At 72.9% G+C, this 12,558-nt stretch carries 11 protein-coding genes and 1 pseudogene; 8 read left to right on the top strand and 4 right to left on the bottom strand.

Features of this window, described 5'->3' with window-relative positions; genetic code table 11:
- Positions 1-259: 259 nt before the first annotated feature.
- From ACWGJ5_RS42340 to ACWGJ5_RS42330, 3 genes are all read left to right on the top strand, one after another.
- Complete coding sequence (locus tag ACWGJ5_RS42340) at positions 260-1,039, top strand: DUF4142 domain-containing protein (protein ID WP_453314940.1); 780 nt, start codon at positions 260-262, stop codon at positions 1,037-1,039.
- Positions 1,040-1,136: 97 nt separating this feature from the next.
- The gene (locus ACWGJ5_RS42335) at positions 1,137-1,916 is read left to right on the top strand and encodes a TIGR04222 domain-containing membrane protein (protein WP_453314939.1); all 780 of its coding nucleotides are present in this window, start codon (positions 1,137-1,139) and stop codon (positions 1,914-1,916) included.
- Between the two features lie 149 nt (positions 1,917-2,065).
- On the top strand, positions 2,066-3,703 hold the full coding sequence (locus tag ACWGJ5_RS42330) for an alpha/beta hydrolase (RefSeq protein WP_453314938.1): 1,638 nt from the start codon (positions 2,066-2,068) through the stop codon (positions 3,701-3,703).
- A gap of 60 nt (positions 3,704-3,763) precedes the next feature.
- On the opposite strand, the gene hemQ is transcribed toward ACWGJ5_RS42330, so the two are convergent.
- Both hemQ and hemG read right to left on the bottom strand, forming a co-directional pair.
- On the bottom strand, positions 3,764-4,495 hold the full coding sequence (hemQ, locus tag ACWGJ5_RS42325) for a hydrogen peroxide-dependent heme synthase (RefSeq protein ID WP_453314937.1): 732 nt from the start codon (positions 4,493-4,495) through the stop codon (positions 3,764-3,766).
- 5 nt (positions 4,496-4,500) lie between these two features.
- Positions 4,501-6,039 carry a protoporphyrinogen oxidase gene (gene hemG, locus ACWGJ5_RS42320; RefSeq protein WP_453314936.1) on the bottom strand — a complete coding sequence of 513 codons (1,539 nt, stop codon included), beginning with the start codon at positions 6,037-6,039 and terminating at the stop codon, positions 4,501-4,503.
- 140 nt (positions 6,040-6,179) lie between these two features.
- On the opposite strand from hemG, the pseudogene ACWGJ5_RS42315 reads away from it, so the two are divergent.
- Together ACWGJ5_RS42315 and ACWGJ5_RS42310 are read left to right on the top strand one after the other, a co-directional pair.
- Positions 6,180-7,049, top strand: a pseudogene (locus tag ACWGJ5_RS42315) (DUF4349 domain-containing protein).
- A gap of 27 nt (positions 7,050-7,076) precedes the next feature.
- A complete protein-coding gene (locus ACWGJ5_RS42310) occupies positions 7,077-8,471 on the top strand; it encodes an FAD-dependent oxidoreductase (RefSeq protein ID WP_453314935.1) in 1,395 nt (464 codons plus the stop codon).
- Here ACWGJ5_RS42310 and ACWGJ5_RS42305 read toward each other — a convergent pair.
- Positions 8,468-8,737, bottom strand: a complete 270-nt coding sequence (locus ACWGJ5_RS42305) for a hypothetical protein (protein ID WP_453314934.1) — start codon at positions 8,735-8,737, stop codon at positions 8,468-8,470. The two genes, ACWGJ5_RS42310 and ACWGJ5_RS42305, sit on opposite strands and share 4 nt — an antisense overlap.
- Positions 8,738-8,828: 91 nt before the next feature.
- Here ACWGJ5_RS42305 and ACWGJ5_RS42300 point away from each other — a divergent pair, with 91 nt between their 5' ends.
- Positions 8,829-9,653 (top strand): rhomboid family intramembrane serine protease, encoded by an 825-nt coding sequence (locus ACWGJ5_RS42300; protein ID WP_453314933.1) that lies wholly within the window; start codon positions 8,829-8,831, stop codon positions 9,651-9,653.
- A gap of 1 nt (position 9,654) precedes the next feature.
- On the opposite strand, the gene hemE is transcribed toward ACWGJ5_RS42300, so the two are convergent.
- A complete protein-coding gene (hemE, locus tag ACWGJ5_RS42295; RefSeq protein ID WP_453314979.1) occupies positions 9,655-10,695 on the bottom strand; it encodes a uroporphyrinogen decarboxylase in 1,041 nt (346 codons plus the stop codon).
- Between the two features lie 150 nt (positions 10,696-10,845).
- On the opposite strand from hemE, the gene ACWGJ5_RS42290 reads away from it, so the two are divergent.
- Both ACWGJ5_RS42290 and ACWGJ5_RS42285 read left to right on the top strand, forming a co-directional pair.
- Entirely contained in the window at positions 10,846-11,523 is a 678-nt protein-coding gene (locus ACWGJ5_RS42290; RefSeq protein WP_453314932.1) for a DUF3000 domain-containing protein, read from the top strand.
- Between the two features lie 280 nt (positions 11,524-11,803).
- Positions 11,804-12,460 (top strand): LuxR C-terminal-related transcriptional regulator, encoded by a 657-nt coding sequence (locus tag ACWGJ5_RS42285; RefSeq protein WP_453314931.1) that lies wholly within the window; start codon positions 11,804-11,806, stop codon positions 12,458-12,460.
- Positions 12,461-12,558 lie beyond the last annotated feature (98 nt).

The following is a 12,558-nucleotide window of genomic DNA, read 5'->3' as shown; positions in this document are numbered from 1 at the left end:
GCCCGTGCCGCCCCCAGCGGCACGACTGCCCGCGGCTCCGGCGCGCATGCGGGTGCGACGACTGCAACCCCAGGGCCCCCGGCTTCGCCCGCGTGGGCGCGACCAGCCACAACGCATACGCAGTCGCCGACGCCCCGCACCCCGACGGCGGCCACGCATCACCCACCCGAGCCCGGCAGCCGCCGGACGAGGCCGAGTAATATGCCGCCCGCACCCCACCCCCCTGCACACTCGCGTGTGGTGCGCTACAGGAGGCGTCATGCGACCCCGACCCCCGATCAAGGGCCGAGGCATATTCAGCGGCACAGGCCTCGTCATCGCGGCCCTCGCGGCAACCGCGGCGGCGCTGCTCTACCCGCTCTGGTCCTACGCCGACCGCCCGAGCCCGGCGGCCGGTGCGACCGTCCTGAGCGCCCAGACCGTGACGACTCCCTACGGCCCCCTGTCCGCGCAGGACCGGGACTTCATCGCCAAGGTCCGGCTGGCGGGACTGTGGGGGCTGCCCGCCGGCGAGCTGGCGGAGCGCAAGGGGACCACGGCGGCCGTACGCACGGCGGGCGGGCACCTGGTCGACGGGCACACCTCGCTGGACGCCCATGTCCGCACCGTCGCCACCCAGCTCGGCGTACCGCTGCCCAACGAGCCGGACGAACAGCAGCAGCAGTGGCTCGCCACCCTGAAGACGGCGCAGGGGCAGGACTTCGACCGCCGGTTCGCCGGCCTCGTGCGGTTCGCCCACGGCCGGGTCCTCGCGCTGGCCGCCCAGGTCCGGGCCGGCACCCAGAACTCCCTGGTCCGCGATCTCGCCGACGACGCGAACGCGACGATCCTGGACCACATCAAGGTGCTGGAGGCGACCGGTTACGTCGACTTCGCCGCGCTCGCGCGGGACCTGGCCTCCTCGCCCACCCCCGTACCGACGCCGCCGGCCGTCGACCCGAGTGCCGCCGTGCCGGTCACCCCGTCGCCGGCCGAGTCGTACTCCCTGCCGCCCGCCACCACCAGCCCGCCGCCGCCGACGACGGCGAGCGGCTTCTGACCTGGGCGGGAAACGGAACGTCACAGACCGCTAACACTGTGTCCGGATGATGAACAGGGCATGGCGTTCACCCAGGCCTCTGGCATAGAAACACGTCATGTTCTGGGTCCTTCTCCTGCTTCTGGCCTGGGCTTTCGCCGGTACGGCGTGCACCCGGCTGTGCCTGGCGGCCGTCCGCGCGGCAGCCCTGGACGCGCATGCCATGACGGCGGACCGGGAGCACGATCTGACGCTGTACGAGGCGGCCTTCCTCTCCGGCGGCCCGGCCCGGGTCGCCGATGTGACGATGGTCTCCATGGCCCGCCAGCGACGCCTGCTGCTCGCGCACACCGGCTGGGCCACCGTCGTGGACCCCGAGGGACACGACGAGATGGAGCAGTCCGTCATAGGGGCCATAGGCCCGGAAGGGCAGTCGCGCATCGCACCCGCGCGGGCCCGGGCGGCCGGCGCCGACGCCGTACGGCGCCTGGCCGACCGGCTGGTGCGCGCCGGTCTCGCCGTCCCCGACGGCGCCGGTGCGACCGTGGGCGCCGCCGTCCGTCAGGTGCGCGCCGCCGTGCCGGCCGTGGCGGTGCTCGGGGTGACCGCGCTGCTGCTGCCCGTCCGGACCGGGACGCCACGGCTGTTGGTCGGACTGTGGTTCGCCCTGCCCCTCATCCTCTCGCTGAGCTGCCTCGCCATCGCCCGGTTCGAGGTGCATCCGTACTCGCGCTGGGCCTCCCCGGCCGGACAGCGGCTGCTGGGCGCGCTGGTACGCAGGCCCGCCGGCGACGAGCGGTCGTTTCTCACCTCGGTCGCCGTACGCGGGATCCGCGCGATCGGCGAGCCGCAGCTGCGCGCCGCCTTCACCCACCGCGACCAGCCCTGGCGGGAGTGAGAGCCTCTCCGAGGGGCGCATAGGGGGCATTGGCGCCGACACCGGCCGGGTGGTGCTTGCCTTCGCCGACAGCCGAACGAAATATCCCTTTTGTTGTCGCGGGACATGGCAGCCGTGCCATCGCCGCCTCCGCACCGAAGGGATACGCGATGAGAGCTGCCGCTCTGTACTCGGCCGCCGGGTCCTTGCTCCTGACCACCCTGGCCGCCGCACCGGCAGGCGGGGCGGCCGGCGCGCCCGGTGCCCCAGGCACGGCCGAGCTGCGCGGCACCGAGGTGGCCGTGGCGCGCTCCCGGGCGGCGGGCATCGACTTCGGCACGTGTTCCCCGGCCGACGTGCCGAAGGCGCCCAGCGGTGTGCGGTGCGGCACGGTGACCGTCCCCCTCGACTACGCCCACCCGGACGGCACACAGATCAAACTGACCGTCAGCCGGATCCCGGCGTCGCAGAAGGACCCGCACAACAGCAAGCGGAGGGTCCCCCGGCAGGGCGCCCTCGTCTACAACCCGGGCGGCCCGGGCGGGTCCAGCATGTACTTCCCGCTGGTCGGCGCTGTCCCGCAGTGGCAGCGGATCGCCGCCGCCTACGACCTGGTCGGCTACGCCCCGCGCGGCGTGGGCCGCTCCGCGCCGCTGTCCTGCGAGGACCCGAAGAGCTTCGTCAAGGGGCCCACCGCGTCGCCGGCGCGCCCGACGGAGACGTACAAGCGGCAGCGCATCGCCCAGGCCAAGGCGTACGCCCGCGGCTGCGACCGGCGCTCCGGCGGCAAGCTGCGCTACTACACCTCACTGAACAACGCCCGGGACCTGGACGTGCTGCGGGCCGCGCTGGGCGAGGACCGGCTGACGTTCATGGGAGCGTCGTACGGCACCTACTTCGGCGCGCTGTACGCGGCGATGTACCCCTCGCACGTACGGCGCATGGTGCTGGACTCGGCGGTGGACCCCGCCCCGGAGAAGATCTGGTACCGGAACAACCTCGACCAGTCGGCCGCGTTCGAGCAGCGCTGGGCGGACTTCCGGGACTGGATCGCCCGCCACGACGACGTCTACGAACTCGGCGACACCCCCGAGAAGGTGCAGCGCAGCTACGACACCGCGCGCGAGCGGCTGGCCGGGAAGGCGGCCGGCGGGAAGGTCGGTCCCGGCCAGCTGCAGGGCGCGTTCCTGCAGGCCGGGTACAACGACAGCTACTGGCCCAGCCGGGCCGAGGCGCTGTCGGCCTATCTGCGCGGCGATGCGAAGCCGCTGGTCCGGCTGGCCGCGCCGAGCGCCGCGGCGGCCGCGGAGGCGGAGAACATCAACGCGGTCTACACGGCCGTGGAGTGCAACGACGCGCCCTGGCCCACGGACTGGAAGGTGTGGGACCGGGACAACACCAGGCTCGCCCGGGTGGCGCCGTTCGAGACGTGGGACAACGCGTGGATGAACCTGCCCTGCGCCTACTGGCCGGCGCCCCGGCAGCGGCCCCTGGACGTGCGGACGGGGCGGGGCGAACTGCCGCCGGTCCTGATCCTGGCGGCCGAGCGGGACGCGGCGACGCCGTACCCGGGGGCGCTGGACATGAACCGGCGGCTGGCCGGCTCGGTGCTGGTGACCGAGCGGGACGCGGGGACGCACGGGATCGGGGGCGGGCCCAACACGTGCGTCAACGGTCACCTCGACGCCTACCTGCTGGAGGGCCGCGTCTCCGGGCGGCGCGCGTCGTGCGCGCCGCACCGGTTGCCTCCGGCGGTCGGGCCGGCAAAACAGTCCAAGCGAGCCTCTGCGAAGAGCGGCCGGAGCTGACTGCCCACGCGGCGGAGCCGCATATCGACACAGCCCCGCGCCCCTTGCGGGGCGGGCGCCTCAGGCCAGGCCCGCCACCAAGTCGCCGATGTCCTTGCGGCGGCCCGTGAAGAACGGGATCTCCTCGCGGACGTGCATGCGGGCCTCGGAGCCGCGCAGATGGCGCATGAGGTCGACGATGCGGTAGAGCTCGTCGGCCTCGAAGGCCAGGATCCACTCGTAGTCGCCGAGGGAGAACGAGGCGACCGTGTTGGCGCGCACGTCCGGGTAGTCGCGGGCCATCTTGCCGTGGTCGGCGAGCATGCGGCGGCGGTCCTCGTCGGGCAGCAGGTACCAGTCGTAGGAGCGCACGAAGGGGTAGACGCTGACGTAGTTTCGGGGCGTCTCGTCGGCGAGGAACGCCGGGATGTGCGAGCGGTTGAACTCGGCGGGGCGGTGCAGCGCCATGTTCGACCACACCGGAGTGAGGGCGCGGCCCAGCCTGGTGCGGCGGAAGAGGTTGTACGCGTCCTGCAGCTGGTCGCTGGTCTCGGCGTGCCACCAGATCATGAGGTCGGCGTCGGCGCGCAGGCCGGAGATGTCGTAGGTGCCGCGGATCTTCACGTCCTTGGCGGCGAGCTGGTCGAACAGCTCCTGGACCTCGTCGGCGTAACCCGTGCGGTCCTCCGGCAGTACGTCCTTCAGCTTGAAGACCGACCAGAGGGTGTAGCGGATGACCTCGTTGAGGTCCTTGGCCAGCTTGCCCTTGTTCGGGATCCTGCCGGACTCGGTGGTGGGGGCGTCGTCACTCATGGTCCCTATTCTCCCGCTCCGCCGTGGAGGCTCTGCACCGGGTTGGCCGTGAGCTCCCGGATTCCGCTCAGGTCGCCGTCGAGCTGGTCGACGGCCGCGTACGCGCCGGCGATGCATGCCGGGATGCCGACGCCGTCGTACTGCGCGCCGCACACCGCGAGGCCCGGCAGCTTGGCGACGTGCTCGCGGATGCGGGCCACGCGCGCGTGATGCCCGACCGGGTACTGCGGCAGGCCGTCGGTCCAGCGGGTGACCCGGGTCCGGAGGGGTACGGCGTCCAGGCCGGTGGCCTCGCGCAGGTCGTGCCGGGAGACCTCGACCAGGCCGGCGTCGTCCCGCTGGAGGATCTCCGTCTCGCCGTGGCGGCCCACGGAGGTGCGCAGCACGAACACGTCCGGGTCCTCCTCGGCGATCCAGCCCCACTTCTGGGAGGCGAAGGTCGAGGCCTTGATGGTGCGGCCGTCGACGGGAGGCACGAGGAAGCCGCTGCCCTCCGGCAGGTTCAGGTCCGCGCGCCGGTAGGCGAGGGTGACCACCGCCATCGAGGCGTACTCGACGGCGGCGAGCTCGGCCGCCGCGGCCGGGGCCTCGGCACGCAGGAGGCCGGCGGCCGCACCGGCCGGGACGGCGAGGACGACCGCGTCCGCGTGCAGCACCCGGTCCCCGGCGACGACGCGCCATGCCGCGTGCGGGCCCTCGGACGCACCAGCGCCCCCCGGCACGCCCGCACGGCCGGCGGCCGACGACTCGCGCGCGGCGCTCGGCTCCGCCGTGCCGGCCCGGCGCAGTTCCCGCACCGGCGTGCCGGTCAGAATCTCTCCGCCGCACGCGCGCACCGACTCCGCGACCGCGAGCGGCAGGGTGCCCACGCCGCCCTCGATGCCCATGAAGACCGGCCCGGTCTGCTGGTTGGCGGCCGCCTTGGCCTGGATCTCGCGGACGCCCTCCGTGAGGGAGGTGTGGGTACGGGCGGCCTGGAAGAGCTGCGGGACGGCCGAGCGCATCGAGATGCGGTACGCGTCGCCGGCGTACACCCCGCCGAGCAGGGGCTCGACCAGGCGGTCGACGACCTCGCGGCCTAGGCGTGCGGCCACGTACTCCCCCACGGCCACGTCGTCGCCGATCTCGGTGCGCGGCAGGTCGGCGTCGCGATCGATGCGGGCCAGGCCCTCGTCGGAGAGCACGCCGGCGAGCGCGGCGGCGGTGCCGGGGACGCCCATCACATGGCCCTTGGGCATGGGGCGCAGGGCGCCGCGGGTCCAGATCGAGGCGGTCGCGGTGGCCGGCGGCTGGAGCCGCTCGGTCAGGCCGACCTCGCGGGCGAGGGTCACGGCCTCGGGGCGGCGGGCGAGCATCGACTCGGCGCCCAGGTCGACCCGCACGCCCGCGATCTCGCCGGGCAGCAGCTTGCCGCCCACCCGGTCCGTGGCCTCCAGCACGGTCACGCGCGTGCCGCGCCCGAGCAGCCGGTGGGCGGCGGCCAGTCCGGCGATACCGGCTCCGATGACGACGACATGCCCCGTACGTGAACCCGTTGCGTTCATGCCTCCCACTCTCTCAGACGCCACCGACACTCCAGCCAGGGCCGGAGGTCCTGCGCACCGGCGGCCGTTGGCCGAACGTTCCGGCACGTCCGGCCGTCGTAGGAGCGTCATCGGCCGCAGAGCCCTCGGGGGTACCGCCCATGCGCACTTCACGTTCCGCACGGCCCGCACGCCCCGCCAGGGCCCTGGCGGGAATCCTGCTCGCCGCCGCCCTCGCCCTCGCCGGATGCGGCGGCGCGGACGACCCGGGCGGCGGTGCCTCGGGGAAGTCGGCGGCGAACGGCGCCGACGCGGCCGCCGGACCGGGCGCGGCCGACGGCGCCAAGCCGGTGGCACCCAGGACACCGCGGCTCACCCAGAACGCGATCATCCGCACTGCCATGAGCACACCCGGGTCGTGCTGCGCGTGCCCAGCGCGAAGTACGACGAGGTGCTCGCCGGACTCCAGGGGACGGGCCGGCTGATCGACCGTACGGCCCAGGCGGAGGACGTCACCGACCAGGTGGTGTGACGTCGACAGCCGCGTCAGGCCGCAGCGGGCCGGCGTCGACCGGATCCGTGCGCTGATGGCCCGGGCGAACAGGCTGAGCGATGTGGTCGAGCTGGAGGGCGAGTTGGAGGGCGAGTTGAGCAGCCGTCAGGGCGCCCTGGAAGCGCTGCCGGCCCGGCAGGCGTCCCTGAAGGACCGCACGAGCCTCGCCACCATCACGCTGTCGCTGTCCGGGACGCCGGTGGAGAAGGCGTCCGGTGACGGCTCCCCCGGCGTCGTCGACGCCCTGTCCGGCGGCTGGCACGTGTTCGTGACCATGCTGCGCCGGATCGTCCTCGCGCTCGGCGCCGCCCTGCCGTTCGCGGTGTGCACGGCGCTGCTGACGCTGCTGTGGCTGCGGGTCGTACGGACCCGGCTGCCGCACCGCCGGGGGCCCGCGCCCGCGACGACCGCTCCGGGCCCGCTGCCGTCGGCCCGCCCGGCGCCGGAACCTGCCGAGGAGCGGCCGGACCGGGACTGAAATGCCCGGGCCCCGTAGCGTGTTCCCATGAGCATGGGTGACGGGCGGGGCGGCACGGAACGACTGGTCGTGATCGGCGGCGACGCCGCGGGCATGTCCGCGGCGTCGCAGGCACGCCGGCTGAAGAAGCCCGACGAGCTGGAGATCGTGGCCTTCGAACGCGGCCACTTCACCTCCTTCTCGGCGTGCGGCATCCCGTACTGGGTGGGCGGCGACGTCCCCGGGCGCGACGACCTGATCGCCCGCACGCCCGAGGAGCACCGGGCGCGCGGCATCGATCTGCGGCTGCGCACCGAGGTCACGGAGATCGACGCGGCCGGACAGCGGGTACGCGCGCGTGACGTCGATTCCGGCGCCGAGTCCTGGACGTCGTACGACAAGCTCGTCATCGCGACCGGCGCGCGCCCGGTCCGCCCCGGCCTGCCCGGCGTGGACGCCCCCGGGGTGCACGGCGTGCAGACCCTGGACGACGGCCAGGCCCTGCTGGAAACGCTGACACGCACGCGTGGCCGCAGAGCGGTGGTCGTGGGCGCCGGCTACATCGGCGTGGAGATGGCCGAGGCGCTGATCAACCGCGGCTACGAGGTGACGGTCGTCAACCGCGGCAAGGAGCCCATGTCGACGCTCGATGCGGACATGGGGCGCCTGGTGCACCGGGCCATGGAGGGCCTCGGCATCACCATGGTCAACGACGCCGAGGTGACCAAGATCCTCACCGGAGAGGACGGCCGGGCCCGCGCGGTGGTCACGCAGGACGCCGAGTTCCCGGCGGACGTGGTGGTCCTCGGCATCGGTGTCCGCCCGGAGACCGCGCTCGCCAGGGCCGCGGGCCTCCCCCTCGGCGCCCACGGCGGCCTGCTCACCGACCTCGCGATGCGGGTGCGCGGCTACGGGAACATCTGGGCGGGCGGCGACTGCGTGGAGGTGCTGAACCTGGTCTCCGGCCAGGACCAGTACGTCCCGCTCGGCACCCACGCCAACAAGCACGGCCAGGTCATCGGCACCAACGCCGGCGGCGGTTACGCCACGTTCCCGGGCGTGGTCGGCACGGCGGTCAGCAAGGTCTGCGACCTGGAGATCGCCCGCACCGGTCTGCGCGAGAAGGACGCCGACCGGGTGGGCCTGCGGTACGAGACCGTCACCATCGAGTCCACCAGCCGCGCCGGTTACTACCCCGGCGCCTCGCCGATGACGGTCAAGATGCTCGCCGAACGCCGCACGGGCCGGCTGCTCGGCGTCCAGATCGTCGGCAGGGAGGGGGCGGCGAAGCGGGTCGACATCGCCGCGGTGGCGCTGACCGCGCGGATGACGGTGGAACAGATGACGGCCCTGGACCTGGGCTACGCCCCGCCTTTCTCCCCGGTGTGGGACCCGGTCCTGGTGGCGGCGAGAAAGGCGGCGGCGAAGGTACGCGTCTCCTAGGCGGTTCCGCTGATGCGCGGCAGCGCGGAGACGGCCGCCTGCGGCTGCTCCCCCGCCGGTTTCGCGTGCGTGGCGGTCGGCCGGGCCGACCGCAACCGGTAGCTGACCGCCTCGTCCAGTGTCACGGGCCGCTGCATCTGCGAAGCCAGCCGTCCGGCCTCCTGGCCGAGCCGCGCGACGTCCTCCCAGGGGAGCCGTACGACCAGGGAGACCTCCGCCTCGCCGTCGGGCAGCGCATGCATCGGAGGAGTGATTCGTTCGCTCATCGCCTGTCCTCACGTCGGTTGAGGAGAGATACGCACCCCCGCCCCGCGCCGTTCACCGATTCGCCCGCCGCATCCCGGGCACTACTTCTGTGTGGTCATCCCCGTCCATGACGTGAACCCGGTGCGCCGCACCCCCTGGGTGACGTACGCCCTCGTCGCCGCGAACGTCCTGGTGTTCGTCAGCACGCCCGGCATAGCCGGTTCCGTGGCCGGCGGCAGCGACCTGGCGCAGTTGTGCCATCTGCACGCCTTCATGGACCACTACGCGGCGGTCCCCAGAGAGCTGATCCACCATCAGATACCCGGACTGGTCCCGACCGGCGGCGTCGGCGTGGGCCCGCGCGGCCCGGGCTGTGTCGTGGGACCGCCGCACTACGACAAGTCGCCGCCGCTGTCGGTCTTCACGGCGATGTTCCTGCACGGCAGTTGGCTGCACCTGCTCGGAAACATGCTCTTCCTGCTGATCTTCGGCAACAACGTCGAGGACCGGATGGGCCACATCCGCTTCTTCCTCTTCTACGTAGTCTGCGGTTACGCGGCGGGATACGGTTTCGCGCTGCTCAACGACGCCTCGGGCGACCCGCTGATCGGCGCGTCCGGCGCGATCGCGGGGGTGCTCGGCGCCTACATCGTGCTGTGGCCCAGGGCGCGGGTGTGGGTCCTCGTCCCGTTCCTGGTCTTCCTTCCGCTCAGGCTGCCCGCCTGGCTGGTGCTGGGCTTCTGGTTCCTGCTGCAGGCGGTCTACTCGTCCGGACACGGCGTGTCCGGGGCGGGCACGGTGGCGTACGCGGCGCACGTGGTCGGATTCGTGGCCGGCATGCTGCTGGCCTGGCCGCTCAAGCCGGGCACGCCGCCCCCGCCGGAGCCGCGCGGCCTGCTGTTCGGCAGGCGGGCGCGGCCCCGTTACACCTGGTGAGTCAGCGGGCGGTCGCGGTGTGGACGTAGTCCACGAGCCGGGTCAGCGCGTCCGGGTCGGTGTTCGGCAGCACGCCGTGGCCGAGGTTGAAGACATGGCCCTCCAGACCGGCGGCCGCGTCCAGCACCTCGCGGGCCCGGGCCTCGACGGTGTCCTTGCCGGTGAACAGGACCGTCGGGTCGAGGTTGCCCTGCAGCGCCTTGCCGGGCCCGATGCGGCGCACCGCTTCGTCCAGCGGGACGCGATAGTCGACGCCGACCACGTCCGCGCCGGCCTCGCCCATGAGCTTCAGCAGCTCACCGGTGCCGACGCCGAAGTGGATGCGGGGTACGCCGTAGCCGGAGACGGCCTCGAAGACCTTCGCGGAGGCGGGCATGACCGAGCGCCGGTAGTCCGCCGGGGCGAGGGCGCCGACCCAGGAGTCGAACAGCTGGACCGCGCTCGCGCCGGCCTCGATCTGCACCTTGAGGAAGGCGGCCGTGATGTCGGCGAGGCGGTCCAGCAGGTCGGCCCACAGCTCGGGGTCGCCGTACATCATCGCCTTGGCGTTCTCGTACGTGCGAGAGGGACCGCCCTCGACCAGGTAGCTCGCGAGGGTGAAAGGCGCGCCCGCGAAACCGATCAGCGGGGTCTGCCCGAGTTCCTTGGTGAGCAGGCCGATCGCCTCGGTGACGTAGGAGACGTCCTCGGGCGTGAGGTCGCGCAGCCGGGCCAGGTCGGCGCGGGTGCGGATGGGCTCCTCGACGACCGGGCCGACGCCCGGCTTGATGTCGAGGCCGAGGCCGATGGCCTTCAGCGGGACGACGATGTCGCTGTAGTAGATCGCCGCGTCCACGTTGTGGCGGCGCACCGGCTGCAGCGTGATCTCGGTGACCAGCTCGGGCCGCATGCAGGACTCGAGCATGGGGATACCCTCGCGCACCTTGCGGTACTCGGGCAGGGAGCGGCCGGCCTGGCGCATGAACCACACCGGCGTGTGCGGCACGGGTTCGCGCCTGCACGCCTTGAGGAAGGCACTGTCGTACGTCGCTGTCGGCTGCATGCTGGTCTTGGCGGTCACGGGGCAAGTTTCGCATGCCGCAGAAGCGGGCCTCGCGCGGTGCCGGGGTCGCCGGCCCATGGCACGACTGCCCGCGGCCACCTGCTGTGTCTTGCCCTGCACAAAGCCGCGGTTCCCCTTACTCTTCCCCGCATGGCTGCGGCTCACGGACGAATGTCGGACAGCGCTGACGGAATGGACGACGTGAAGGACACCGAGGAGGCGGACCGGCGTTCCGGTACTCCGGACCCGCCGGCTTTCCGGGCCGCGGTCGACGCCCTGCGCAGCAGCCGGCTGCGGCCGCAGGTCGAGGTGGAACCCACGCCCGCCCCGCAGCGGCTCGCCCCGTACGCGTACGCGCTCGAGGCCGTGGTGATCGACGGCGAGCAGGAACTGGCCGACGGCCGGCTGGTGCTGCTGCACGACCCGGCGGGGCACGACGCCTGGCGCGGAACCTTCCGGCTGGTGACGCTGGTGCGTGCGGAGCTGGAGTCGGAGATGGCCGCCGATCCGCTGCTGCCCGAGGTGTGCTGGTCGTGGCTGACCGGGGCGCTGCAGGCGCGGGGGCTCGGCTACGGCGAGCCGAGCGGGACGATCACGCGCGCGAGCTCGCACTACTTCGGCGGGCTGGCCGAGCGGCCGGCGGCCTCACAGATCGAGATCCGGGCGTCCTGGACGCCCCGTGAGGGCCTCGGCGGGGTGCCGGACACGGCTTCCCACCTGGCCTCCTGGTGCGATCTGCTGGCCCAGGTCGCGGGGCTGCCGCCGGCCGGTCCGGGCGACGCCTCGGTGGTGACCCTGCCACAGCGCAGGGGCCCGCAGTCACGGTGAGCGAACCGGTCGGACCGGGGTTTCATCCGCATGGGCGCCTTATTGACCATCTCTTTGTCGATACGGCCACTTTCCGTCCCCGAATCGCATCGGCTTGAACCGACTCGATCTTCCGATGATCGATCGCGTGTCCGAATTGCACAGATTGTTACTCACTAGATCGTGATCATTCTCTAAAGGCGGACGAGTTTGCTGCCGAAGACGACTGTGACCTTGAAAGCACGGTTCGTCCCGGCTTCTTCCCCACAAGCCGGCCCCGTCCCCCCACCCAGGAGGCCTGGTGTCCGTTCTCCTCGAGCAGCCCGCAAGCCTGGTCGCCTACCGCCCGAACAAGCCGACCGCCATGGTGGTCGTGGCCGACCCGCGCGTCCGTTCCACCGTCACCCGCCATCTGTGGGCGCTCGGCGTGCGCGATGTCATCGAAGCCTCGTCCATCGCGGAGGCTCGTCCCCGCATCGGCAACCCGCGCGACATCTGCGTCGCCGACGTCCATCTGCCCGACGGCTCCGGCCTGACCCTGCTGTCCGAGACCCGCGCCGCGGGCTGGCCCAACGGGCTGGCGCTGTCCGCCGCCGACGACATCGGCGCGGTGCGCAACGCGCTGGCGGGCGGGGTCAAGGGCTACGTCGTCACCGGCACCCGTACCAACCTCGGCCTGCCCACCCGGCCCGGCGCCGCTCCCCTCGGCGCCACCCGGATGCACCGCCGCCCCCCGGGTGCCCCGAGCCACCCGGGCGGCTACCGCGAGCTGTCCGGCCGCGAGGTCGAGGTGCTGCGGCTGGTCGCGGAGGGCCAGTCGAACAAGGCGATCGGCGTCTCCATGGGCCTGTCCGCCCTGACCGTCAAGAGCCACCTCGCCCGCATCGCCCGCAAGCTGGGCACCGGCGACCGGGCCGGCATGGTGGCCGTGGCCCTGCGCACGGGGATCATCCACTGAACGGTCCGCAGCAGCGGACGGTTGACTGAACCGCGCCTTTCACCGGCGTGACTGGTTTACGACCCTCCGGCGCCCGTCGACGGAACGTTCCGTCGACG

Source organism: Streptomyces sp. NPDC054783, assembly GCF_053611725.1.
Note: the sequence above shows the minus strand (reverse complement) of the source record. Positions and strands in the feature narration are given on the sequence as shown.

What these genes read in the sequence shown, in the direction of transcription:
- hemQ (WP_453314937.1), bottom strand. Translation starts at nt 4,495, where the DNA reads ATGAGTGACGACGCCCCCACCACCGAGTCCGGCAGGATCCCGAACAAG.
- ACWGJ5_RS42330 (WP_453314938.1), top strand. Translation starts at nt 2,066, where the DNA reads ATGAGAGCTGCCGCTCTGTACTCGGCCGCCGGGTCCTTGCTCCTGACC.
- ACWGJ5_RS42305 (WP_453314934.1), bottom strand. Translation starts at nt 8,737, where the DNA reads ATGAGCGAACGAATCACTCCTCCGATGCATGCGCTGCCCGACGGCGAG.
- ACWGJ5_RS42310 (WP_453314935.1), top strand. Translation starts at nt 7,077, where the DNA reads ATGAGCATGGGTGACGGGCGGGGCGGCACGGAACGACTGGTCGTGATC.
- hemG (WP_453314936.1), bottom strand. Translation starts at nt 6,039, where the DNA reads ATGAACGCAACGGGTTCACGTACGGGGCATGTCGTCGTCATCGGAGCC.
- hemE (WP_453314979.1), bottom strand. Translation starts at nt 10,695, where the DNA reads ATGCAGCCGACAGCGACGTACGACAGTGCCTTCCTCAAGGCGTGCAGG.
- ACWGJ5_RS42290 (WP_453314932.1), top strand. Translation starts at nt 10,846, where the DNA reads ATGGCTGCGGCTCACGGACGAATGTCGGACAGCGCTGACGGAATGGAC.
- ACWGJ5_RS42340 (WP_453314940.1), top strand. Translation starts at nt 260, where the DNA reads ATGCGACCCCGACCCCCGATCAAGGGCCGAGGCATATTCAGCGGCACA.
- ACWGJ5_RS42335 (WP_453314939.1), top strand. Translation starts at nt 1,137, where the DNA reads ATGTTCTGGGTCCTTCTCCTGCTTCTGGCCTGGGCTTTCGCCGGTACG.